The sequence below is a fragment of the Streptomyces sp. NPDC090798 genome (assembly GCF_044768965.1).
Taxonomy (GTDB): Bacteria; Actinomycetota; Actinomycetes; order Streptomycetales; family Streptomycetaceae; genus Streptomyces.
The window spans coordinates 316247-339764 of record NZ_JBIVXA010000010.1; the positions used below are offsets into that span (position 1 = coordinate 316247).

Sequence of the window (23518 nt, forward strand, 5' to 3'; positions counted from 1 at the left end):
GGCTCAGAACCCGCTCCGCACGCCGCCGTCCACCGGCACCATGATGCCCGTCAGATACGACGCGGCGGGCGAGAGCAGGAACGCCGCCGTGCGGCCGAACTCGTCCGGGGTGCCGTAGCGGCGCAGCGGAATCCGCGACTCGTTGGCCGCACGGGTGGCCTCCGGGTCGGCGGAGAGACCGTCGAGCTCGCGCAGGCGGTCCGTGTCGATGCGGGCCGGGAGCAGCCCCACGACGCGGATGCCGCGCGGGCCCAGCTCGTCGGCGAGGGACTTGGCGAAGCCCGCGAGACCGGGGCGCAGACCGTTGGAGATGGTCAGGCCCGGGATCGGCTCGTACACCGAGCCGGAGAGCACGAAGCCGATGACGCCGCCCTCGCCGAGCTCCGCGGCGGCCGCGCGGGCCAGCCGGACCGCGCCCAGGAAGACGGACTCGAAGGCGGCCGTCCACTGTTCGTCCGTGTTGTCCGCGACGAAGCCGGGCGGCGGGCCGCCGACGCTGATCAGGATGCCGTCGAAAGCGCCGAAGTGCTCGCGGGCCGACGCGATCAGCCGTTCCGGGGTCCCCGGGTCGGCGTTGTCGGCGGCCACCCCGACCGCGTTCGGGCCGAGCGCGGACGCCGCGTCGGCGGCGGTCTTCTCGTCGCGCCCTGTGACGATCACCTTCGCGCCGTCGGCGGTGAGCTCGCGCGCGGTGGCGTTGCCCAGGCCACGGGTGGCTCCCGTGACGACGTACACACGGTCCTTCAGTCCAAGATCCATGGCCCCCATCCTCCCCTATCCGGTCTTCTCGGCTCCTGCCGGATGCGCATCACCGAACAGGTTGAAGGCGGACCCCACCAGGCCGAGGTGGCTGAACGCCTGCGGGAAGTTGCCGAGCTGGCGGCGCGCGACGGGGTCGTACTCCTCGGACAGCAGCCCCACGTCGTTGGCCAGGCCGATCAGCCGTTCGAACAGGTCGCGGGCCTCCTTCGTACGGCCCGTCATGTGCAGCGCGTCCGCGAGCCAGAACGAGCAGACGAGGAAGGTGCCCTCGCCGCCCGGCAGCCCGTCGACGTCGACGCCGGCGCTCTCGTCGCTGTAGCGGCGCAGCAGGAAGCCGTCGCGTTCGAGCTCGGCGCGCACCGCGTCGATGGTGCCGACGACCCTGGGATCGTCGGGCGGCAGGAAACCGACGCGGGGGATGAGCAGCAGTGAGGCGTCCAGTGCGCGTGACCCGTAGGACTGCGTGAAGGTGTTCCGCTCGGTGTCGAAGCCGTGCTCGCACACCTCCTTGTGGACCTCTTCGCGCATCATGCGCCAGCCCTCCAGGTCGCCGGTGAGCGCCGGGTCGCTCTCCAGTGCCTGGACGGCGCGGTCGGCGGCCACCCACGCCATCACCTTCGAGTACACGAAGTGCCGGCGCGGGCCGCGCACCTCCCAGATCCCCTCATCCGGCTGCCGCCAGGTGGTCCGCAGGAACTCCATCAGGGCGCACAGCAGGCGCCACATGTGCGGTTTGGACGGCAGACCCGAGCGCTGGGCCAGCGTGAGCGAGTCGATGACCTCGCCGTACACGTCCAGTTGGAGCTGCTTCACGGCCTCGTTGCCGATCCGGACCGGGTACGAGCCCGCGAAGCCGGGCAGCCACGGCAGCTCGAACTCGGGCAGCCGGCGCTCACCGGAGAGGCCGTACATGATCTGCAGGTCCGCGGGGTCGCCCGCGACCGCCCGCAGCAGCCAGTTGCGCCAGGCCTCGGCCTCCTCGTGGTACCCCGCCGACAGGAGCGCGCCCAGGGTGAGGGTCGAGTCGCGCAGCCAGCAGTAGCGGTAGTCCCAGTTGCGCACGCCGCCGAGTTCCTCCGGGAGCGAGGTGGTGGGGGCGGCGACGATGCCGCCGGTCGGGGCGAAGGTGAGGGCCTTCAGGGTGATCAGGGAGCGCATGACGGCGTCCCGGTGCGGACCGTCGTAACGGCAGCGGGCCGCCCACGCCTGCCAGTCCTCGACGCTGGAGCGCAGTGCCTCGTACGGGTCTACGAGCGGCGGGCGCGACCGGTGCGAGGGATGCCAGGTCAGGACGAAGGCGACCTTCTCGCCCGCCTCCACGGTGAACTCCGAGTGCGTACGGAAGTCCTTGCCCCAGGTGCGCACCTCGGGTTCGCTGCGCAGCCACACCGAGTCCGGGCCCGCGACCGCCACCCGCTGGCCGTCCACCCTGCGCACCCACGGCACGACGGAGCCGTAGTCGAAGCGCAGTTGCAGTGTGCTGTGCACCGTCACCCGGCCGCTGAGCCCTTCGACGACGCGGATGAGATCGGGGGCGTGCTCGCGCTGTGGCATGAAGTCGGTCACGCGGACCGCGCCCTCGTCCGTCTCCCATTCGGAGTCGAGCACCAGCGTGTCCCGCCGGTACGCCCGCCGGGTGCAGGGGCCCGTCCCCTTGGGTGAAATCCGCCAGCGGCCGTGGTTCTCGTCGCCGAGGATCGCGGCGAAGCAGGCGGCCGAGTCGAACCGTGGCAGACAGAGCCAGTCGACGGAGCCGTCCCGGCCCACCAGCGCGGCGGTCTGTTCGTCCCCGATGAGCGCGTAGTCCTCGATACGTGGGTGCACGTGGGGCGAGTTCCCGGCGAAGGCCGGGGCCAATCGGGTCGGGGGCCGACCGGGTGACATCGGTCGAGGAGGTACGGGCGTGGCGGGCCAGCGGTCAGGCGGCCACCGTGGCCGCTTCCGGCGTGGTCGTGGAGGCGGCGGCCTCGGCCCGGTCGCGGCGCTCCCGGCGGACCAGGATCAGCCAGCCCACGGGCACGCCCGCGGAGAAGAGCCACCACTGGATCGCGTACGCCATGTGCGGACCGATGTCGTTGTGCTCGGGGTCGGGGATCAGTTCGGGGGAGTCGCCCTTGGGCGCGGGCGCCGTCTGCTCGATGTACCCGCCGAGGACCTGCTTGCCGAGGCTCTTGGCCTGCTGCTCGCTGTTGATCAGCATGACCTGGCGGTCGGGCAGGCCCTGGATGTTCTTGATGCCGCTGTCGCCGGTCGTCTCGTCGGGCATCAGCCGCCCGGTGACGGTGATCTCGCCCTGCGCGGGCGCCGGGATCTTCGGGAACGCGGTCTGTGAGCCGTTCGAGTCGATCCAGCCCCGGTTGACGAGGAGCACCCGGCCGTCGTCCAGGTCGAAGGGGGTCAGGACGTGGTAGCCGACCTCGCCGTCGGCGTTGGTGCGGCGCCGCACGACGACCTCGTGCGCGGTGTCGAAGGTGCCCTTCGCGGTCACCCGGCGGTACAGGTCCGCGTGCTTGACGTGCTGCCCCGGCGCGGTGACCGACTCGGCGGGCACCGGCGTGGCCGTCAGCGACTGCGAGATCACCTTGTTCAGCGCGACCTTGTGCTCATGGCGGTGCAGCTGCCAGAAGCCCAGCTTGATCATCGTGGGGATGAGCAGGAGGGCCACGAGGGTGAGAATCACCCACTGCCGGGACAACAGGAAGCGGTACACCCCACGACCGTACAACTCGGTCGTGGGGTGTGTTCACGGGGGTGCGCGTCGCCGGGACGGCGACGTGTGCTCTCGGACCGTTCCGGTCGGCTCTCAGACCTTGTCGATGATGCCCACCTTGCCCTCCGCGCGGGCGCAGTGCGCGCCGCAGAACCAGTGGCCCTCGACCTCGACGCCCTGGCCGATGATCTGCACGCGACAGTGCTCGCAGATGGGGGCCATCCGGTGGATCGCGCAGGAGAAGCAGTCGAAGACGTGCACCGCGCCCTGCGCGTGCACCTCGAAGGTCATGCCGTAGTCGTTGCCGCACACTTCGCATCTCGCCATGCGCCACAGGGTGAGGGGCCGACGCGGCGCGGGCGAGCGGGCGCCGGGCGAGTCGCCCGGCAATCACCCGTACGTCCGTCAGTGACCCCGGCCCCTCTTCAGCCTCCCGGGGTCACTTTTCCGTGGCCGGTGCCACGTCCCGCAGCAACTGGCCGAACGCCGCCTCGTCGATCACCGGTGTCCCGAACTGTTTGGCCTTGACCACCTTGGACGTACTGGAGTCCGGATCGTTGGTGACGAGCAGGCTGGTCAGCCGGGAAAGGCTCGTCGCGACATGCAGACCGGCCTCGACGGCACGGTCCTCCAGCAGCTCACGGTCGACGGACGTGTCCCCGGAGAACGCGACCCGCATACCCTGCTTGAGTGGTTTGCCCGCTTCGTAGCGACCCGGGTTGGGATAGGGGCATGCGGGGCGTTTGCGTGAGGGCCGCCAACTCCCGGACGGGTAGCCGCCGGACGAATAGCCACCGGACTGCCGTCCGATCCGCGGTGCCGCGGTACTCTCGGACCACTCCTTGAGCGGCCGGCACTCCAGGAGCGGCAGCCGGATCCCGTCCCGCGCGGCGGCCCGCAGGCTCGGCCGGAACGCCTCGGCCAGCACGCGCGCGTCGTCCAGCGCGTGGTGCGCCCGCTGCTGTACGACGCCGAAGTGCGCGGCCAGCGACTCCAGCTTGTGGTTGGGCAGCGGCAGGCCCAGCTCCTTGGAGAGCGCGATGGTGCACAGCCGCTGACGCACCGGCGCCTCACGCTCCGCACGCGCGTACTCCCGCGCGATCATCGACCAGTCGAAGACCGCGTTGTGCGCCACGAGCACCCGGTCGGCGAGCCGGTCGGCGAACTCCTCGGCGATGTCCTGGAAGAGCGGGGCGCCTTCGAGCACCTCGGTCGTCAGACCGTGGATCCAGACCGGGCCCGGGTCCCGCTCCGGGTTGACCATCGTGTACCAGTGGTCCTCGACCTCGCCGCGCGCGTCCAGCCGGTAGACGGCGGCCGAGATTATCCGGTCGTCGCGGGCAAGGCCGGTGGTCTCCACGTCGACGACCGCGTACCCCTGCGGATACGCGGCCGGCCAGGGGGCTGGGGACGCTGCGGTCGTCAGGTCTTCGAGCATGGTCATTGAGGATACGGGCCCTGACTGACAGTCCGGCCCCCACCTTCCCGGAACCGACGGGCGGTCCGGTTCCCCGGAGTTGACGCGGTCAGCTCGTGGCGGGGGTGTCTTTTGTGGCGCGGGTCACCGGTTGGTTCGGCCCGGCGCACGCCTCCGGGCGCATGGCCGACGCATGGCTATGGACCTTTCGACGGTGTCCTGCAAGCGTGCTCCGCGCCCCAGCAGGTAGCGCCTACGAAGGGCGGTACGGACATGGCACGAGTGAGGTACGGCGCACGGACCGAGGCGGAGATCGCCGCCGCGCGCACCGCGAGCGCCAAGCTCCCCGACATCTGGTCCACCGGTGTGGTGGCCGTCTGGGAGAGCGATCCGGACGCGGTCGCGGCGGTCCTGCCACCCCCGCTCAAACCCACCGGACGACCCCTGGTCCGGGTGAACATCAGCAAGGTCGACCTGCCGGGCTATCCGCTCGGCGCGGGCTCGTTCGCCGTCGCCGCGGCGCACGACGGCGTCGAGGGCTGGTACCCGCTGGTCATGCCGATGACCCACGAGCGGGCACTCATCGGCGGCCGCGAGGTCTTCGGGGAGCCCAAGAAGCTCGGCGAGGTGACCGTGGAACGCGACGGCCTCGTCGTACGGGCCGCACTCGCCCGGCACGGCATCGCGTTCGTCGAGGTACGCGGCGCGGTGAGCGGTGACCTGCCGCTGCCCGAGCCCGCCCGGAAGACCGACTTCTACTTCAAGTTCCTGCCCGCGGTGGACGGTTCGGGCTTCGACGGCCACCCCGTGCTCGTGCACTGCGTGCGCGACGAGAAGGTGCGCAGGCTGGAGCGCGTCACCGGGGACGTCGTGCTGCGCGAGTCGATGTACGACCCGGTCGCCGATCTCCCCGTACGCGAACTGGTCGAGATCACCCTCGGCGAGAAGACCACCGACCAGACGGGCAGGGTGGTCGAACGCGTCAGCGTCCAGGCCCTGTTGCCGTACATCCATCAGCGCTACGACGATCCGCGGCAGATCCTCGACGGGCCGCCGGAAGGGAGCGCCTGATGGATGTACGGGCGGGGCAGGTCGCCGTCGTCACCGGCGCGGCGAGCGGTATCGGGCTCGCGATGGCGCGCCGGTTCGCGGCGGACGGTCTGAAGGTGGTCCTCGCGGACGTCGAGGAGGGCGCCCTGGAGAAGGCCGTTGCCACGCTGCGGGAGGACGGGGCGGAGGCGCACGCGCGCGTGGTGGACGTCTCGGAGCGCGAACAGCTCGACGCGCTCGCCGCCGAGACGTACGAGAAGTACGGCGCCGTGCATGTCCTGTGCAACAACGCGGGGGTCGGCTCCGGCGCCGAGGGCCGCATGTGGGAGCACGATCCGAACGACTGGAAGTGGGCCTTCGCCGTCAACGTCTGGGGTGTCTTCCACGGCATCCAGGCCTTCGTGCCGCGGATGATCGCCGGCGGAGAGCCGGGCCACGTCGTCAACACCTCCTCCGGCGACGGCGGGATCGCCCCGCTGCCGACCGCCTCCGTGTACGCCGTCACCAAGGCGGCCGTCGTGACGATGACCGAGTCCCTGTACGCCCACCTCAAGGCGGAGCACGCGCGCGTGGGGGCGTCCGTGCTGTTCCCCGGGCCCCACATGCTCCGTACCGGCCTGTGGGAGTCGCACCGCAACCGGCCCGAGCGCTACGCGAAACAGCGCCCCAGGAAGACCCCGTACCGCAGCCTCGACCAGTGGGAGGCCGCGATGAAGGAGGCGGGCCAGGAGGTGCGGTTCACGCCGGTGGAGGAGGTCGCCGACCTGGTGGCGGACGGCATCCGGGAGGACCGCTTCTGGCTGCTGCCCGCGAGCGAGCACAGCGACCGGCAGATCCGGGCGAGGTCGCAGTCGATGCTCGACCGGGCCGACCCGTCGTACCTAGAGCACTTCATCCTGGACTGAGGAGGCGGGCGATGACCGACCGGGACCCCTATCTGATCATCTCCTCCGACTGCCACGCCGGGCTCCCCACCGAGGAGTACCGGCCCTACCTGGACTCCCGTTTCCACCGGGACTTCGACGAGTTCCTCGCGGGCCAGAGCCTGCGCCGCGAGGAGATGACCCGGCTCGGCATCCGCAACGAGGCGTTCGCGGACCGCTGGTTCCAGGACAACGAGGAGGGTCTGCACGGCGGTTGGGACACCGCGCAGCGCCTCAAGGAGCTGGACGGCGACGGCGTGGCCGGGGAGGTGGTCTTCCCGGACGCCGACGCCGTGGACAGCCGCACGGCGGCCCCCTTCGGCGTGGGCCTCGGCCTCTCCGGCGACCACGACCCGCAGCTCGGCATGGCGGGCGCGCAGGCCCACAACCGCTGGCTGGCGGAGTTCGTGGGGGAGAACCCCGAACGGCACCGCGGGGTCGCCCTGTTGCCCATCACTGCGGCCCCCGACGCCGTCGTCGCCGAGGTGTACCGCGCCAAGGAGTCGGGACTCGGCGCCCTGATGATCCCCGCCATGTGGGTCGACAAGGAGCCGTACCACGACCGCCGTTACGACCCCGTGTGGGCGGCCGCCGCCGAGTGCGGGATGCCGGTGGTCACACACTCCGGCGCGGCGCCGCGCCACGAGTACGGCGACCACCTGGGGATCTACGTCTCCGAGGTCACCTGGTGGCCCGCGCGCCCCCTGTGGTTCCTGCTCTGGTCGGGCGTCTTCGAACGCCACCCGGGGCTGCGGTTCGGGGTGGCCGAGTCGGGCTGCTGGTGGCTGCCGAACCTCCTCTGGTTCATGGACCGCCTCTACCTGGGCGCGCACGGCGGCAAGAAGCTGTCGCCCTTCGCCGAGCTCAAGCGGCCCCCGCACGAGTACCTCGACCGGCAGCTCTTCATCTGCGCGACGAACACCAAGCGCCGCGAACTCGCCCAGCGCTACGAGATCGGCGTCGACAACATCCTCTGGGGCAGCGACTTCCCGCACCCCGAGGGAACCTGGCCCGACACACGCGCGTGGCTGCGGCGCACCTTCCACGACATCCCGGTCACGGAGACCCGCCGGATGCTCGGCCTCGCGGCCGCCGAGGTCTTCGGCTTCGACGTCGAGCGGCTGACCCCGCTCGCCCGGCGCATCGGCCCGACCCCGACGGACCTCGGCCAGAGCGACGACCAGACGGCCGTGGCGGCGTCCTGGGCACGCTCGCGCGAGGTGGGCCGCCACTGGCTGACCGACCACGACTTCCCGGTCCTGGGGGCGACGCCGTGAGCGCACCCACCAACGACCCCGCGACCGACCGCTACACCGTGATCTCGGCGGACTGCCACGCCGGAGCGGACCTGCTGGACTACCGGCCCTACTTGGCGAAGGAACACCACGAGGCGTTCGACGCGTGGGCGGCCGACTACGTCAATCCGTACGAGGACCTGCTCGCCGACACCGCCGACAGGAACTGGAACTCCGCACGGCGCCTGGCGGAGCTGGAGGAGGACGGCATCGTCGCGGAGGTGGTGTTCCCCAACACCATCCCGCCCTTCTTCCCGTCGGCCTCGCTGATGGCGCCGGCCCCCACCGCCGAGGAGTTCGAACGGCGCTGGGCGGGCCTGCGCGCCCACAACCGCTGGCTCGCGGACTTCTGCGCGGCCGCGCCGGGCCGCCGCGCGGGTGTCTTCCAGATCCTCCTGAACGACGTGGAGGAGGCGGTGAAGGAGATCAGGTGGGCCTCCCGGGCGGGGCTCAGGGGCGGTCTGCTGCTCCCCGGCACCCCACCGGGCTCGGGACTGCCCGAGCTGTACTCGTCGACGTACGACCCGATCTGGGCGGTCTGCGAGGAGCTGGGCGTCCCCGTGAACCACCACGCGGGCTCGGCGTCCCCGCCACTGGGCGAGGAACCGGCGGCCCGCGCGGTCTTCATGGTCGAGACGACCTGGTTCTCCCACCGCGCGCTCTGGCACCTCGTCTTCGGCGGTGCCTTCCGCCGCCACCCCGGCCTGGAACTGGTGCTGACCGAGCAGGGCTCGGGCTGGATCCCCGGAGTGCTCGACATGCTGGACTACTACCACGGGAGGCTGTCGGCGGCGGCGACGAAGAGGGCGAAGAGGCCGACGGCGGAGTCGAAGTTCGGCGCGGGACTCGACGAGTCGATGGGCAAGGGCCCCTCGGACATCTGGCGGGACAACTGCTTCGTCGGCGCGAGCTTCATGCGCCCGCACGAGGTGCCGCTGCGGGCGAGGATCGGCGTCGACAAGATCATGTGGGGCAGCGACTACCCGCACGACGAGGGCACCTACCCCTACTCCCGGGAGGGCCTGCGCTGCGCCTACGCGGGCGTGCCGCGCGAGGAGGTCGCCGCGATGGTCGGCGGGAACGCCGCCCGGGTCTACGGCTTCGACCTCGACGCCCTGGATCACCTCGCGGCGAAAGTGGGACCGACCGTGGCGGAACTGGCCGAACCGCTGACGCGGCCCCCGGCGGACGCGACGAGCCCGGTGTTCGCGCGAGGAGCGTCAGTGCGCGTCTGGTGACGCGCCAGGTGGCATCCTCCCCGTGTGACGGTACCCACGCACGACGAGGCCCACGAAGGCACCCTCGGCTCCCGCCTGAACTGGCTGCGGGCCGCGGTGCTGGGCGCGAACGACGGCATCGTATCCACCGCGGGCCTCGTCGTCGGCGTGGCCGGCGCCACGGACGACCGCTCCGCGCTGCTCACGGCGGGCCTCGCCGGGCTGCTGGCCGGGTCCATGTCGATGGCGACGGGCGAGTACGTCTCGGTCTCCACCCAACTGGACTCCGAGAAGGCCGCCCTGGCGCTGGAACGACGCGAACTGCGCGAACAGCCCGATGCCGAACTCGAGGAGCTGACCGAACTCCTGGAGCAGCGCGGCCTGACCCGCGAGGTGGCCCGCGAGGCGGCCGGGCAGCTCACGGAACGCGACGCCCTGAAGGCCCACGCGCGCGTGGAGCTCGGCATCGACCCCGACGACCTCACCAACCCCTGGCACGCGGCCTGGGCGAGCTTCCTCTCCTTCACCGTGGGCGCCCTCCTCCCCCTCCTCGCCATCGTCCTGCCCCCGGCGGCCTGGCGCCTGGGCGTCACCGTGCTCTCGGTACTGGCCGCCCTCGTCCTCACCGGCTGGCTGAGCGCCCGCCTGGGCTCGGCGAACCCGGGCCGCGCGGTACTGCGGAACGTGGGCGGGGGTGCGCTGGCGATGGGGGTCACCTACGCGGCGGGGGTGTTGTTGGGGGCGGCGGGGGTGTGACGAGCGCCGAGCGAACATCTGACGAGCATCGGTCCGGACCTGTCGGCGTCCTTGGCGGAGATCACCAATAAGCAAGCGCGTACCCCCGGTAATACTTGTGGGTAACAACGTCTAGCCGTGGCCGAGCTGCGGTTCTACGGTGCACCCATGCCGAACCTGCCCGATGTCGTGCTGTTGTCGATACCCGCCTTTGTGCTGCTCACCGTGATCGAGGTGGTGAGCGTCAGGATCCATCCGGACGACGATGCCGCGGGGTACGAGACGAAGGACGCCGCGACGAGCGTCGGCATGGGGCTCGGGAGTCTCGTCTTCGACTTTCTGTGGAAGATTCCGATCGTCGGGATCTATGCGGCGATCTATGACGTGACTCCGCTGCGGGTTCCCGTTCTGTGGTGGACCGTTCCGCTGATGCTGCTGGGGCAGGACTTCTTCTACTACTGGTCGCACCGCGGGCACCACGTGATCCGCGTCCTGTGGGCCTGCCACGTGGTCCACCACTCCAGCCGGAAGTTCAACCTCACCACCGCGCTGCGCCAGCCCTGGACGACCTGGACGGTCTGGCCCTTCTACGTCCCGCTGATCGCCCTCGGTGTGCACCCCGCCGCGCTGGCGTTCTGTTCGTCGGCGAACCTCGTCTACCAGTTCTGGATCCACACGGAGCGGATAGACAAGATGCCCCGTTGGTTCGAGTTCGTGTTCAACACGCCCTCCCACCACCGGGTCCACCACGCCTCCCAGGGCGGCTATCTGGACCGCAACTTCGGCGGAATCCTCATCGTCTGGGACCGGCTCTTTGGGTCCTTCGTCGCCGAGACCGAGCGGCCCGTCTACGGCCTCACCAAGAACATCGCCACGTACAACCCCCTGCGCGTCGCCACCCACGAGTACGCCGCCATCGCCAGGGACCTGAAGGCGGCGACCGGCTGGCGTGAGCGGGCGGGGCGGGTCTTTTGCGGGCCCGGCTGGCAGCCGGCGCCGAAGTCCGCGGGGAGCAAGCCGGTCACGGAGCCCGTCGCGTGAGTCCACGGCACGCGCGCGTGCTGCTCGTCTCCTTCGGCGTGGCCACTGTCGTGGACCTCGTTTCCCTGGCCGTCGGGTTCACCCCGGGGCACCTGGTCGCCAAGCCGCTTCTGATGCCGCTGCTCGCCGCCCACGCGGTCGTACGCGGCGGACCGCGGCTCCTGGTGGCCGCCCTGCTCTGCGGCTGGGGCGGCGACGTACTGCTGCTGTCCGACGCCGACCCGGCCTTCCTCGTGGGAATGGCTTCCTTCGCGGCCGGTCACGTCTGCTATCTCCTGCTCTTCAGAAGGCCGGATTCGCCACAACGCCCTCCACACGTGCGTGGGCCGTCGGTCTGGCTCGGTGGCGCGTACGTCCTCGCCCTCGTCGTCACCGTCACCCTCCTGTGGCCCGATCTGCCGGCCGGCCTCCGTATCCCCGTCGCCGGCTACAGCCTGCTGCTGACCGCGATGGCGGCCGCAAGCACCCGGCTCGGGCCCGTCGCGGGCGCGGGCGGGGCGCTCTTCCTGCTGTCCGACACCCTCATCGCCACCGGCGTCGCCGACTGGCCGCAACTCCCGAGGCCGGACTTCTGGATCATGCTGACCTATGCCGCCGCCCAGTTCCTGCTGGTCAGCGGAGTGCAGGGCACCCTCAGCGCGCATACCGCGGCGAGGGCGGCGTACGGTGAGATGCGCTCAACCACCCCCTGAGCGCATCTCACCCAGCCGATCGGCCGAGAAGGATCCTCGTCATGCGCGCCACCACCATCCACGCCCCGTACGACATGCGCGTGGAGGACGTCCCCGAACCCCTGGTGCAACTGCCCACCGACGCGGTCGTGCGGGTGCTGCGCTCCTGCATCTGCGGCAGCGACCTGTGGGCCTACCGGGGTGAGGCGGCGCGGCAGCCGGGGCAGCGGATCGGGCACGAGTTCCTCGGCATCGTCGAGGAGGCCGGCTCCGAGGTGACCGGCGTCCGCCGCGGCGACCTGGTCGTCGCCCCCTTCATGTGGTCGGACGGCGTCTGCGACTACTGCCGCGAGGGCCTCACCACCTCCTGCGAGCACGGCGGCTTCTGGGGCGCGGTCGGCTACGACGGCGGTCAGGGCGAGGCCGTGCGCGTCCCCTTCGCCGACGGCACCCTCGTACAGCTGCCCAAGGAGGCGGCCTCCGACGACCACCTGCTGTCGGCCCTGCTGACGCTCTCCGACGTCATGGGCACCGGTCACCACGCGGCCCTCGGCGCGGGAGCCCGCAAGGGCGCCACCGTCGCGGTCGTCGGGGACGGCGCCGTCGGGCTGTGCGCCGTACTGGCCGCCAAGCGGCTCGGCGCCGAGCGGATCATCGCGCTCGGACGCCACCAGGCACGTACGGACATCGCGCGCGCCTTCGGTGCCACGGACGTCGTCGCCGAACGCGGCGAGGCGGCCGTCGAGGCCGTCCGCGAGCTGACCCGGGGCCAGGGCGCGCACGCCGTCGTGGAGGCGGTCGGCACCGAGCAGTCCATGCGGACGGCCGTGAACATCACCCGCGACGGCGGCGCCATCGGCTTCGTCGGCGTGCCGCACGGCAGCGGCACGGGCCTCGACCTGGGCGTGATGTTCGACCGGAACATCGCGCTGCGCGGCGGTGTGGCGCCGGTGCGGGCGTACATCCCGGAGCTGCTGCCCGACATCCTGGACGGCACCATCGACCCGTCGCCCGTCTTCGACATGACTGTCGGTCTGGAGGGCGTGCCCGAGGGCTACAAGGCGATGGACGAGCGCACCGCCCTCAAGGTGCTCGTCACCAACGGCTCATGACCACCTGATGCTCATGACCACCTGATCGGCAGCGGCAGCGCCGTCAGCAGCCCCGACACCGCCACGACCAGGCCCAGTGCCACCACCTCCGCGCGAGCGGGCACACAGGCGCTGAGCCGGTCGGCGGCCCGGCGCAGCCGCAGCCGCGCGAGCAGCGCCAGCACGGCGACGGCGGCCACCAGCACCAGCTTGGCGAGCAGGGTGCGCCCGTACGACGTCGCCGTCAGCTGGTCCAGGACCGTGCCGGGCGGCATCCGGCGCAGCGCGCTCCACACGCCCGTCGCGGTGAGCGCCGCGAACAGGACGGCGGCCACGCGCGCGTAGAGGCCCAGAAGCGCCGCGCCGGCCGCGTCCGCCGAAACCGCCGTCCCGGCCGTTTCCTCCGCCTCCGCCTCCGCCTTCGAAGAGGCGCGCCAGGTGCGCAGCATCCGCAGTACGTGCGGCAGGCCGCCCGTCCACAGGGCCGCGCAGGTCACGTGAACGAGCGTCAGACCGGAGCCGACGAGCGGGCCGTGCTCCGGCGCCGGGTGGGCGCGCAGCGCCTCCGCGAGGGCCACCGCGGCCAGCGGCCACGCCTGGGCGGCCGGTCTCCGTGAGAGGGCGCAGAGCCCGGCGGCCAGGAACGCGTTGACCTCCAGCAGTGCGAGCTTCCCGTCCCGGCTCTGGTAGAGCCCGCCGACGTCCATGTCGGAGAGGTGGTGCGGCAGCAGATTGCCGGTGGCCACCACCGAGGCGAGCCCCAGCGCGGCGACGAACCCGGCCGCCGCGGCGTAGGGCGCCCAGCTGCGGGGCGCGTGCTCCAGCGGCGCGTCCGGCACCCGGCGGGCCAGCCGGGCCGCGAACAGTTCGCCCGCGGGGACGCACAGCGCCGCGAACAAGACCGCGCGCAGCAGGGCGATGCCGCCGATGCCGGGGGCGGCCGCCTCGCCGGTGCCGTCGAGCGCGGGGCGCGGACCGAACAGCGGGATCAGGGCGGCCACGGCCACCAGGACGAGCAGGGCGATGGCGCGGCGCGCCGCGGGGCGCCGCGCCGGACCACTCGCGCCCGCTGGCTCGGCTGTCGGTCGTATCAAGGTCACCCCAAGATCTTCACCAGTCGGCACAGAACCGGGCAAGTGCAGGGAAACAAGCGGTGGTTCGGCATTCCGCCCATAGGTACGTTTCCGGCCGACGCCTCGCTCACGCCCACCGGGCGCGGTCGGAGCTCGATCCGTCCCGGTGGCTCAGGCCCACCGGGCCGGGTCCGTCCCCCAACGTCCCGGCGGCCGGGCCCAGTCGGCAGGTCCGCCGGCGAAGGAGACGGGCGACCGTGCGTACCTGAGCCGGCCCAGGTCGCTGTCGGTCTCGGCGAGCCAGGGACCCGGTTCGTACGAGGTGCCGGCGGCCTCCTCGTCCCGGTGCGCCGGCCCGTCCACCAGCCACGCGGCCGTCCGCGCGAGCGCAAGCCGGACGAGCCGTGTCCCGCCCTCCCGGGTCTGCTCGGTGAGCGACCGGAGCACCGCGGCGGCCAGCAGATACCCCGTGCCGTGGTCGAGGGCCTGCGCGGGCAGCGCACCCGGCGCCTGCGCGGACCCCTCGATCTCCGCGATCCCGGTGGCGACCTGCACGAGGCTGTCGAAGCCCCGCCGCCCGGACCACGGCCCGTACCCGCCCCACGCCGACAACTGCGCCACCACCAGACCGGGCCGCCGCTCGGCCAGTGCCCCCGGGGAGAGCCCGAACCGGTCCAGCGCGCCGGGCCGGTACCCGGTGACGACGACATCGGCCTCGGCGAGCAGTTCCTCGAAGGCCGAGCGATCCCCGCGCGCCGCCAGGTCGAGCGTGGCGGACCGCTTCCCGAAGTCCAGGTCGGCGTGCTGGTCGTCGATTTCGGGCAGCCGGGGGCTGTCGATCCGCAGGACGTCCGCGCCGAGGAGGGCGAGCGTGCGGGTGGCCACCGGGCCCGCGATGACCCGGGTGAGGTCCAGCACGCGTACGCCCGCGGCGGGCAGCAGCGGATCCCCGGCGAGCGGGGCGAGCGGTCGCGGGGGTGCCGTGTCCAGCCGCTCGCGGGCCAGCAGCGGATGTGCGGCGATCGCCCGCCCCTGTGGGTGCGCCGCCCACTGGCCGGGCGTGCGCAGGGCGATCGCGAGGCCGCCGGCCGCGTACACCGTCTCCTCCACCTCGATGGCCGATCGCTCGGCGAGCATCTCGGCGAGCACCTCGGCGAGGGAGCCCCGGTCCTCCGGTACACCCAGCGCGTCCAGCAGCCGCTTTTGGTGGTGCGGATAGTTCGCGTGGGTGCGGACCCAGCCGTCCGCCGTCCGCCAGAACCGGGACAGCGGGGCGAAGTTGACGGGCTCACCACCGTCGACGCGCAGGTGCCGCTCACTGTGGAAGGCGGTGGCGACGGCCCCGTCGTCGACGCGCACCTCGGGCACCTTGCCTCCGGTGCGGCCTGCGGTCAGCTCGGCCCCGGCGAGGGCACAGACCGCGACACACGCCCGGGCCATCGCCCGCACCGGCAGCCGTGAGGGCAGCGCCCCCTCCCGTGCGACAGTTGAGATCTGTGAGACGAGTGCGGGGTCGCCGCCCAGAGCCGCCCACGCGAAGTCCGTATGAGTCATGACGGCACTATGCAGGGTGTACTGAATCAACACGGCGAAAGGGGCCGGGGTGCGCGCCCGGCCCCTCCCGCTCACAGGGTTACTTCGTGACCGCCGTCAACGCGTTGACGGTGCCCCAGCCGTAGAACCCGTTGTGGTTCTTCGTGCCCTCGCACACCGCGTCGACCTTGCCGTCGCCGTCGATGTCGTAGGGGTCGGTGCACGGCGTGGCGTCGGCCTCCGCGTACAGCAGCGCCTTCACCAGGGCGGCGGAGGCGTGCGGGTGGGTCGACCTGATGAGGGCGGCGACCCCGGCGACGTGCGGGGACGCCATCGACGTACCGGCCATGTAACCCCACGTGCCGCCGGGCAGCGGGCCGAGGATCAGGCCGCTGGTGGCGGGCGGGGCCGGGGTCTGGTAGCGCGTCGAGTCGCCGCCGGGCGCGGCGACGTCGATGACGCCCAGACCGTGGTTGGAGAAGGACGACTTGATGCCCTTGGCGCCCGTCGCGGCCACGGTGACCACACCCGGCAGCTGGGTCGGGATGTCGTAGCACTTGGAGGGGTCGATCACCCGGTCCGAGGGCGTGCCGTCGTTCGGGGAGACCGGGTCGGTGATCGAGTCGGCCGCCAGGTCGTAGTTCTCGTTGCCCGCCGCGGCGACGTTGACAGTGCCCTTGTGCTCCGCGTACTGCGAGGCACGGGTGATCGCGTCGACCAGGGCCTTCTGGTCCGGGTCGTCCTTGCAGTTGAAGTACCAGGGGTCGGTGTAATAGCTGTTGTTGGTCACGTCGACGTGGTGCTCGGCGGCCCACACGAAACCGCAGACGACGGCCTCGGTGTAGAAGTAGCCGGCCGTCGTGGCCACCTTGATGCCGGCGACCTTCACTCCGGGCGCGACTCCGGTGATGCCGACGCCGTTCTTGGCGCCCGCGATCTCGCCCGCGACATGCGTGCCGTGCGGGCTCTCCGCGGCGGTCGGCCGCCAGGCCCCGTCGGTGGTGTCCGGCTTGCCCGTCACACAGTTGACCGAGGCGTCGCGGTTGAAGTTCGGCGCGATGTCGGGGTGCGTGTCGTCGACACCGGTGTCGATCACGGCGACCGTCACCTTGCTGCTGCCGAGGGTCTTCTCGTGCGCCTTGTCCGCCTTGATGGCGGGCAGGTCCCACTGGAGGGACTCCAGCGGGTCCTGCCCGGCGGCGGCCGTGGCGCTCGCGGCCCGCTCCTGCGCCGCGGTGAGCACCTGGGGCGCGCCCATGTCGGTGGTCGACTGCGCGGGCAGTGGCGCGTTGCGCGTGTTGCCGGCCGACTGCACGCCGCGTACGCCGCGGATCGTCTTGGCGAAGTCGGCGTTCGATGAGTGCACGACGATCACGCCGATCTGGTCGTACGACGTCACTATCGTGCCGCCCGCCTTGGCGATGGCCTTCTTCACGGAGGCGGAAGTGCCGTGCCCGGGGCGGACGTTGACGACATAGCTGAGGGCGGTCGCGTCCGCCGTCGTCGTGGCGGTCCGCGTCGCGGAGCTGTCGGTGTCGGCCGCCGAGGCGCTGACGTTCGGCAGGAAGGCGAGGGCCGTCGCCGTGGCCATCCCGAGCGGGAGGGCTATGGCGCGACGAGAGCGCTTGCGAGGCGCGGTCATGGAGTCTCCAGTTCATTCGCGGTACGAGCGGTACGAGCCGTGCGGAAGCTCATGTGACGTTCGGCCGGACTTGCTTGACGGGACTTACTTGACCGCGCGCAGCGCGTTGACGATCCCGGCTCCGTAGAAGCCGTTCACGTGCTTGCCGCCCACGCAGGTGGCGTCCACGACGCCGTCGCCGTTCCCGTCGTAGGGGGCGGTGGGGCAACCGGGGTTGTCCGCCTCGGCCTTGAGGAGCGCCTGGAGCTGGGCCGGGGAGGCCCAGGGGTACTTGGACTTCAGCAGCGCGGCCACGCCCGCGACGTGCGGCGTCGCCATCGACGTGCCCTGCAGGAAGCCGTACTGGTTGTTCGGCATCGTCGACAGGATGCGGCCGTTCTTCGACGGCGTGTCCGGGATCTGGTACTTGTCGCCGCCCGGCGCGGCGACGTCGATGACGCCCTTGCCGTAGCTGGAGAAGTACGACTTGGCGCCGGTGACGCCGGTCGAGGCGACCGTGACGACGCCCGGCAGCTGGGTCGGTACGTCGAAGCACTTGTGCGGGTCGACCGTGCGGGTCGCGGGGGTCGAGTCGTCGGGGCTGGAGGCGTCGGCGAGGGCGTTCGAGTCGAGGTCGTCGTTGGAGTTGCCCGCCGCGGCGACGTTGAGGGTGCCCTTCTTCTGGGCGTACAGCTGGGCTCGGTTGACGGCGTCGACGATGGCCCTCTGGTCGGGGTCGTCGAGGCAGTTGTAGAGCCACGGGTCCACGTAGTAGCTGTTGTTGGTGATCTCCACGCCGTGGTCGGCGGCGAAGACGAAGGCGCAGACGACGCTCTCCGGGTAGAAGAGCTGGCTCGCGTCCGGCTCGGCCACGGTAATGCCCGAGACCTTCACACCGGGTGCGACACCCGCGACACCGATGCCGTTGCGGGCGGCGGCGATCTCCCCCGCGACATGGGTGCCGTGGTAGTGGTCGGCGTCCACGGGGCGCCACGCGCCGTACGTGGTGTCCGGCTTGCCGCCCACGCAGTTCGCGGACTGCGAGGGGGAGAAGTTCGGGGCGATGTCCGGGTGGGTGTCGTCGACGCCGACGTCGATCACGGCGACCGTCACGTTCTTGCTGCCCGGGTTGGTCTTCGCGGCCTTGTCGGCGCCGATCGCGCGCAGGTCCCACTGGTCGGCTTCCAGGGGCTCCTCGCCCGCGGCGGCGGTCCTGGAGACCTTGGCGGCCTCGGCGGCGGACAGCATCTGTGCCGCGCCCTCGTCCGTCGTCCCCGCGGCCGTCAGCGGCGCGGTCCGGGTCGCGCCCGCCGACTGCACCCCGCGCACGGCGCGGATCCGCTTGCCGAAGTCCGGGTTGGCCGAATGGACGACGATCACGCCGATCTTCTCGTAGGCGATGACGACGGTGCCGCCCGCCGCGGTGATCGCCTTCTCCACCGACTCGATCGTGCGGTGGTCCGTCCCGGTGTTGACCACGTACGCGAGGCTGGGGCCGTCCGCGCTCGGCGTGGCGGACGCGGTCAGCGGGGCGGCCGACGCGGCGCCCGGCAGGAAACCGAGCGAGGCGGTGAGGGACAGGACGACCGGCACCGCGAGGGCGAGGCGACGTCTGGAACGCAGATGAGCCATGGGATCTCCACATCATCCGGAAACGAAAGCCGCCCGAACACAGGTGGTGCTCGGGCAGGTGCGTGAGGGTGCTGAGGCTGGTGCGGGTGGCGCTTCGGCAGGTGCATGACGAGTACTGCAGGCCGAAGCTATCTCCCGTCCCAGCTGGCCAGCAATGACTTCCGGAGATGACTTCCGAAAGAAGTCGGGGGAGTTGAACCGGTCCACGCGTGGCGCCGTGACCTTGAGCAGGGAGCCCGAGGACGATCGAGCCCCCTGTCGGATCACACACAGGAGCAGACCCGTCACTCCTGGTCACGTGATCCAGGTCACTATGAGGTCGCAACCGTATGTCCGCACCCCAGCCGTCCCCGTCCGCGAGTCCCGACTCGCCCCCGTCCACCGTCGTAACCGCACCCGCAACGCGAGGAGACTTCGTGGCTACCGACGCACCGCCCCCTTCGAAGGCCGATCCCCGGCTGCCCTCGACCGAGCAGTTCCTCGAGGTGCAGGAGAGCGCCGAGTTCGCCGAACTGCGCCGCTCGCACCGCTCCTTCGCCTTCCCGCTGACCGTCGCCTTCATCGCCTGGTACCTGCTGTACGTCCTGCTCTCGAACTACGCGGGCGACTTCATGGGCACCCAGGTGGTCGGCAACATCAACGTCGCCCTGGTCCTCGGGCTCGCCCAGTTCCTCACCACGTTCCTCATCGCCTGGTGGTACTCGCGGTACGCCGCCGCGAAGCTCGACCCCAAGGGTGAAGCGATCAAGTCCCGGCTGGAGGGCGACGCATGAGCCCCGTACAGACGACCGTGCTCGCCGCCGGTGAGGCCGGCCAGCACCGGCCGCTGATCATCACCCTCTTCGCGGTGTTCGTCGCCGCGACCCTCGTCATCACCGTCTGGGCGGGCCGCCAGACCAAGGACGCCGCCGACTTCTACGCGGGCGGACGACAGTTCACCGCCTTCCAGAACGGCCTGGCCGTCTCCGGCGACTACATGTCCGCGGCCTCGTTCCTCGGCATCGCGGGCGCGATCGCCCTCTTCGGGTACGACGGTTTCCTCTACTCCATCGGCTTCCTGGTCGCCTGGCTGGTGGCCCTCCTCCTTGTCGCCGAGCCGCTGCGCAACTCCGGCCGCTACACCATGGGCGACGTACTGGCGTACCGGATGCGCCAGCGCCCGGTCCGTACGGCCGCGGGCACCTCCACCATCGTCGTGTCGATCTTCTACCTGCTGGCGCAGATGGCCGGCGCGGGCGTCCTGGTCTCGCTGCTCCTCGGCATCACCAGCGACGGCGGCAAGATCGGCATCGTCGCCCTCGTCGGCGTCCTGATGATCGTGTACGTCACCATCGGCGGCATGAAGGGCACCACCTGGGTCCAGATGGTCAAGGCCGTCCTGCTGATCATCGGCGCCCTGCTGCTCACCTTCCTGGTGCTGCTGAAGTTCAACTTCAACATCTCCGACCTGCTCGGCAAGGCGGCCGACAACAGCGGCAAGGGCGCGCCCTTCCTGGAGCCCGGCCTCAAGTACGGCGCCACGTCCACCACCAAGCTGGACTTCATCTCCCTGGGCATGGCGCTGGTCCTGGGCACCGCGGGCCTGCCGCACATCCTCATCCGCTTCTACACCGTGCCCACGGCGAAGACCGCGCGGAAGTCGGTGAACTGGGCGATCGGCCTCATCGGCGCCTTCTACCTGATGACCCTCGCCCTCGGCTTCGGCGCCGCCGCGCTGATCAAACCCGACGAGATCATCGCCTCCAACAAGGCGGGCAACACCGCCGCGCCACTCCTGGCACTGCACCTGGGAGGCGTCGACTCCAACTGGGGCGCCATCCTGCTCGCCTCGATCTCCGCCGTCGCCTTCGCCACGATCCTCGCGGTCGTCGCCGGCCTGACCCTGGCCTCGTCCTCCTCGTTCGCGCACGACATCTACGCGAACGTCATCAAGAGGGGGCAGGCCACGGAGAAACAGGAGATGACCGCCGCCCGCTACGCGACGGTGGGCATCGGCGCCGTGTCCATCCTGCTGGGCGCCCTCGCCCGCGACCTGAACGTCGCCGGTCTGGTCGCGCTCGCCTTCGCGGTCGCCGCCTCCGCCAACCTGCCCACGATCCTCTACAGCCTCTTCTGGAAGCGGTTCACCACCCCGGGCGCGCTGTGGTCGATCTACGGCGGCCTGATCACGGCGGTCGGCCTGGTGCTGTTCTCGCCGGTGGTCTCGGGCAAGCCCACCTCGATGTTCCCCGACGTCGACTTCCACTGGTTCCCGCTGGAGAACCCGGGCCTCATCTCGATCCCGGTCGGCTTCCTGCTGGGCTGGCTCGGCACGCTCCTGTCCAAGGAGGAGCCGGACACCGGCAAGTACGCCGAGCTGGAGGTGCGGTCCCTGACGGGCACCGGAGCACACTGATCCCCCTCGCCGACGGCCGCGTCGTAGATCTCTACGACGCGGCCGCGCCGCGTCTCGTGGGATCCGGCCGGGGTTGATGTCAGCGGCGTCACGTAGGCTCGATCGTGTCGAGTGGAAGTGATCCGCAACGAGGGAGGGGGCCCACGTGCTCATCGACACCTATGGCCGAGTGGCCACCGACCTGCGCGTCTCACTGACGGACAGGTGCAATCTCCGGTGTACGTACTGCATGCCCGAAGAGGGCCTGCAGTGGCTGACCAAGCCCGACCTGCTCACGGACGACGAGATCGTCCGTCTCATCGGGATAGCGGTCACCCGCCTCGGCATCACCGAGGTCCGCTTCACCGGCGGCGAACCCCTGCTGCGCCCCGGCGTCGTCGGCATCGTGGAGCGGGCCGCCGCGCTCGAACCCCGCCCCCAGATGTCCCTGACGACCAACGGCATCGGCCTCAAGCGCACCGCCGCCGCCCTGAAGGCCGCGGGTCTGGACCGGGTGAACGTCTCGCTGGACACCCTGCGCCCCGATGTCTTCAAGGCCCTCACCCGCCGTGACCGCCACCAGGACGTCATCGCGGGCCTCGAAGCCGCCCGCGACGCCGGCCTGACCCCCGTCAAGGTCAACTGCGTCCTGATGCCGGGCCTCAATGACGACGAGGCCCCCGACCTCCTGGCCTGGGCGGTGGAGCACGACTACGAGCTGCGCTTCATCGAGCAGATGCCCCTGGACGCCCAGCACGGCTGGAAGCGCGAGGGCATGGTCACCGCGGGCGACATCCTCGCCTCACTTCGGACGCGCTTCGCGCTCACCGAGGAGGGCGCCGGCGAGCGCGGTTCCGCCCCGGCCGAGCGCTGGCTCGTGGACGGCGGCCCGCACCGCGTCGGCGTGATCGCCTCGGTCACCCGCCCGTTCTGCGCGGCCTGCGACCGTACGCGCCTCACGGCCGACGGCCAGATACGCAACTGTTTGTTCGCCACCGAGGAGACCGACCTGCGCACCGCGCTGCGCTCGGACGCCCCCGACGAGGAGATCGCCCGCATCTGGCGCCTCGCGATGTGGGGCAAGAAGGCGGGCTCGGGTCTGGACGACCCGTCGTTCCTCCAGCCGGCCCGACCGATGTCGTCGATCGGCGGCTAGTGCCGCGGCAGGCAACGTTTGCCCGTCAAGGAGCGGCGTCCGTTGCCTGTTGCGGCACTAGGTCCTCTCGTCACATTCCCGTCGAGGCAGGCGCCCCGTCAAGGGCGCGGGGAACTGCGCGACCAGCCACAACCGGTCCGCAGTCGGCGAACCGCCTTTCCGCGGCGAGCTCAGAGCGCCGGCTCCTCCCAGTCCTCCAGCCGCACCACGTCCTTCAAGAAGCCCCGCACGCCGAGGAACTTGGACAGGTGCTCGCGGTGCTCCTCGCAGGCGAGCCACGTCTTGCGCCGCTCGGGCGTGTGCAGCTTCGGGTTGTTCCAGGCGAGCACCCACACGGCATCGGTGCGGCAGCCCTTGGCGGAGCACTGCGGAGTGCTGGGGGCCGGGGACATGTCGGGGAGCGGGAAAGTCACGCCTCAACCCTAAACGGCCCCGAAAAGGCGACGCCGAGCAGCCACGGGGGGAGCTGCCCGGCGTCGGTCTGTCGCTCCGACGGGGGATGCGGAGCGCGTACGAAGTATGTCACGGGTAGCCCGCTGCCCGGCACCGGAACAACATGATTGATCTGAGCTTTTCTTGAGCTTGGTGCGCGATCGGATTCCGTTTTCGGCGGATCCCCCGTGGTCAGGTGAGGGTCGAGTCGGGCTCCACCCGCTCGTGCGGTCCGTCGCCCGGACGCACCCCGGGGTCGGTCACGACGTCCTCCGGACCGGATTCCGCGGCGGCGTCCGGGCGCGGCGGCGCGATCATCGGAGGGCCGGGCAGGGTGACGAACGTCGACGGCAGCGACGGCGCGTTCTCCCGTCCGGCGTTGGCGATCACGACCGCGATGTAGGGGAGGAGTATGCCGAGTGCCAGTGCGACGATTGCGACGTGCCGCTCGACGTTCCAGAGGGTCGCGGCGAGGATCACGGAGACCGTGCGGACGGACATCGAGATGACATAGCGGCGCTGCCTGCCGCGTACGTCCTCGTCGAGCCCCTGCCTGGCCCCGGTGATCCGGAAGACCTGGCTTTTGCTCTGCTTCCGCATCACGTTCCACCACCTGCCCTGTGTCGGACTCTCCCCGGCCCGTACCCGGTCCGAACCCGGTCTGGGAAGCAGGCCCGAACACGTCCCACGTTACGCCGCGTCTCCGTCGCCTTCGAGACCGGGGCGGGTCCGGCCTGGGCGGACTTGATGCGCCGTACCGCGTACGGCCGCGCCCGACATGCGCC

22 protein-coding genes are annotated in these 23518 nt (G+C 71.2%); 11 read left to right on the forward strand and 11 right to left on the reverse strand.

The genetic code is table 11. The annotated features are described in order from the left end of the window. Positions 1–3: 3 nt before the first annotated feature. The 5 genes from ACIQTP_RS23550 to ACIQTP_RS23570 form a co-directional block, all read right to left on the reverse strand. The gene (locus ACIQTP_RS23550) at positions 4–759 is read right to left on the reverse strand and encodes an SDR family oxidoreductase (RefSeq protein ID WP_403402611.1); all 756 of its coding nucleotides are present in this window, start codon (positions 757–759) and stop codon (positions 4–6) included. 15 nt (positions 760–774) lie between these two features. Continuing rightward, entirely contained in the window at positions 775–2586 is a 1812-nt protein-coding gene (locus tag ACIQTP_RS23555; RefSeq protein ID WP_403402614.1) for a glycoside hydrolase family 15 protein, read from the reverse strand. Between the two features lie 94 nt (positions 2587–2680). After that, positions 2681–3472: an SURF1 family protein gene (locus tag ACIQTP_RS23560; protein ID WP_403402617.1), complete on the reverse strand. Its 792-nt coding sequence runs from the start codon at positions 3470–3472 to the stop codon at positions 2681–2683. Positions 3473–3565: 93 nt separating this feature from the next. After that, a complete protein-coding gene (locus ACIQTP_RS23565) occupies positions 3566–3799 on the reverse strand; it encodes a hypothetical protein (RefSeq protein WP_054232337.1) in 234 nt (77 codons plus the stop codon). Positions 3800–3911: 112 nt separating this feature from the next. After that, positions 3912–4910 carry a DEDDh family exonuclease gene (locus ACIQTP_RS23570; RefSeq protein ID WP_403402620.1) on the reverse strand — a complete coding sequence of 333 codons (999 nt, stop codon included), beginning with the start codon at positions 4908–4910 and terminating at the stop codon, positions 3912–3914. A 252-nt stretch (positions 4911–5162) separates the two neighbouring features. Between ACIQTP_RS23570 and ACIQTP_RS23575 the strand changes: the two genes are divergently transcribed. The 8 genes from ACIQTP_RS23575 to ACIQTP_RS23610 all read left to right on the forward strand — a co-directional run bounded on the left by ACIQTP_RS23575 (position 5163) and on the right by ACIQTP_RS23610 (position 12933). Next, a complete protein-coding gene (locus tag ACIQTP_RS23575; RefSeq protein ID WP_403402623.1) occupies positions 5163–5960 on the forward strand; it encodes an acetoacetate decarboxylase family protein in 798 nt (265 codons plus the stop codon). Next, positions 5960–6844, forward strand: a complete 885-nt coding sequence (locus ACIQTP_RS23580) for an SDR family NAD(P)-dependent oxidoreductase (protein ID WP_403402626.1) — start codon at positions 5960–5962, stop codon at positions 6842–6844. Before ACIQTP_RS23575 ends, ACIQTP_RS23580 begins: the two co-directional genes overlap by 1 nt. Positions 6845–6855: 11 nt before the next feature. After that, complete coding sequence (locus tag ACIQTP_RS23585) at positions 6856–8139, forward strand: amidohydrolase family protein (protein ID WP_403402629.1); 1284 nt, start codon at positions 6856–6858, stop codon at positions 8137–8139. Then, positions 8136–9395 carry an amidohydrolase family protein gene (locus tag ACIQTP_RS23590; RefSeq protein WP_403402632.1) on the forward strand — a complete coding sequence of 420 codons (1260 nt, stop codon included), beginning with the start codon at positions 8136–8138 and terminating at the stop codon, positions 9393–9395. Before ACIQTP_RS23585 ends, ACIQTP_RS23590 begins: the two co-directional genes overlap by 4 nt. A gap of 24 nt (positions 9396–9419) precedes the next feature. Beyond that, positions 9420–10130: a VIT family protein gene (locus ACIQTP_RS23595; RefSeq protein WP_403402635.1), complete on the forward strand. Its 711-nt coding sequence runs from the start codon at positions 9420–9422 to the stop codon at positions 10128–10130. Between the two features lie 147 nt (positions 10131–10277). Continuing rightward, complete coding sequence (locus tag ACIQTP_RS23600; RefSeq protein WP_403402638.1) at positions 10278–11150, forward strand: sterol desaturase family protein; 873 nt, start codon at positions 10278–10280, stop codon at positions 11148–11150. Beyond that, a complete protein-coding gene (locus ACIQTP_RS23605) occupies positions 11147–11842 on the forward strand; it encodes a lysoplasmalogenase (protein ID WP_403402641.1) in 696 nt (231 codons plus the stop codon). The genes ACIQTP_RS23600 and ACIQTP_RS23605 overlap by 4 nt, the downstream gene beginning before the upstream one ends. Before the next feature lie 41 nt (positions 11843–11883). Continuing rightward, positions 11884–12933 (forward strand): zinc-dependent alcohol dehydrogenase family protein, encoded by a 1050-nt coding sequence (locus ACIQTP_RS23610; protein ID WP_403402643.1) that lies wholly within the window; start codon positions 11884–11886, stop codon positions 12931–12933. 11 nt (positions 12934–12944) lie between these two features. Here ACIQTP_RS23610 and ACIQTP_RS23615 read toward each other — a convergent pair whose 3' ends face one another. The 4 genes from ACIQTP_RS23615 to ACIQTP_RS23630 all read right to left on the reverse strand — a co-directional run bounded on the left by ACIQTP_RS23615 (position 12945) and on the right by ACIQTP_RS23630 (position 18771). After that, positions 12945–14012, reverse strand: coding sequence for a CopD family protein (locus tag ACIQTP_RS23615; protein ID WP_403402646.1), 1068 nt, complete (start codon positions 14010–14012; stop codon positions 12945–12947). Between the two features lie 144 nt (positions 14013–14156). Next, the gene (locus tag ACIQTP_RS23620; protein ID WP_403402649.1) at positions 14157–15539 is read right to left on the reverse strand and encodes a CoA transferase; all 1383 of its coding nucleotides are present in this window, start codon (positions 15537–15539) and stop codon (positions 14157–14159) included. 79 nt (positions 15540–15618) lie between these two features. Further along, positions 15619–17160 (reverse strand): S8 family peptidase, encoded by a 1542-nt coding sequence (locus tag ACIQTP_RS23625; RefSeq protein WP_403402652.1) that lies wholly within the window; start codon positions 17158–17160, stop codon positions 15619–15621. Between the two features lie 84 nt (positions 17161–17244). Further along, a complete protein-coding gene (locus tag ACIQTP_RS23630) occupies positions 17245–18771 on the reverse strand; it encodes a S8 family serine peptidase (protein ID WP_403402654.1) in 1527 nt (508 codons plus the stop codon). A gap of 416 nt (positions 18772–19187) precedes the next feature. Between ACIQTP_RS23630 and ACIQTP_RS23635 the strand changes: the two genes are divergently transcribed. The 3 genes from ACIQTP_RS23635 to moaA all read left to right on the forward strand — a co-directional run bounded on the left by ACIQTP_RS23635 (position 19188) and on the right by moaA (position 22301). Beyond that, on the forward strand, positions 19188–19544 hold the full coding sequence (locus ACIQTP_RS23635) for a DUF485 domain-containing protein (protein ID WP_403402657.1): 357 nt from the start codon (positions 19188–19190) through the stop codon (positions 19542–19544). After that, entirely contained in the window at positions 19541–21166 is a 1626-nt protein-coding gene (locus ACIQTP_RS23640; protein WP_403402660.1) for a cation acetate symporter, read from the forward strand. Before ACIQTP_RS23635 ends, ACIQTP_RS23640 begins: the two co-directional genes overlap by 4 nt. 145 nt (positions 21167–21311) lie before the next feature. Then, entirely contained in the window at positions 21312–22301 is a 990-nt protein-coding gene (gene moaA, locus ACIQTP_RS23645; RefSeq protein WP_403402662.1) for a GTP 3',8-cyclase MoaA, read from the forward strand. Between the two features lie 170 nt (positions 22302–22471). Here the strand turns inward: moaA and ACIQTP_RS23650 are convergent, their stop codons facing one another. Both ACIQTP_RS23650 and ACIQTP_RS23655 read right to left on the reverse strand, forming a co-directional pair. Then, entirely contained in the window at positions 22472–22693 is a 222-nt protein-coding gene (locus ACIQTP_RS23650) for a hypothetical protein (RefSeq protein WP_403402762.1), read from the reverse strand. A gap of 232 nt (positions 22694–22925) precedes the next feature. After that, positions 22926–23333, reverse strand: coding sequence for a DUF3099 domain-containing protein (locus ACIQTP_RS23655; RefSeq protein WP_403402665.1), 408 nt, complete (start codon positions 23331–23333; stop codon positions 22926–22928). Between the last annotated feature and the right edge of the window lie 185 nt (positions 23334–23518).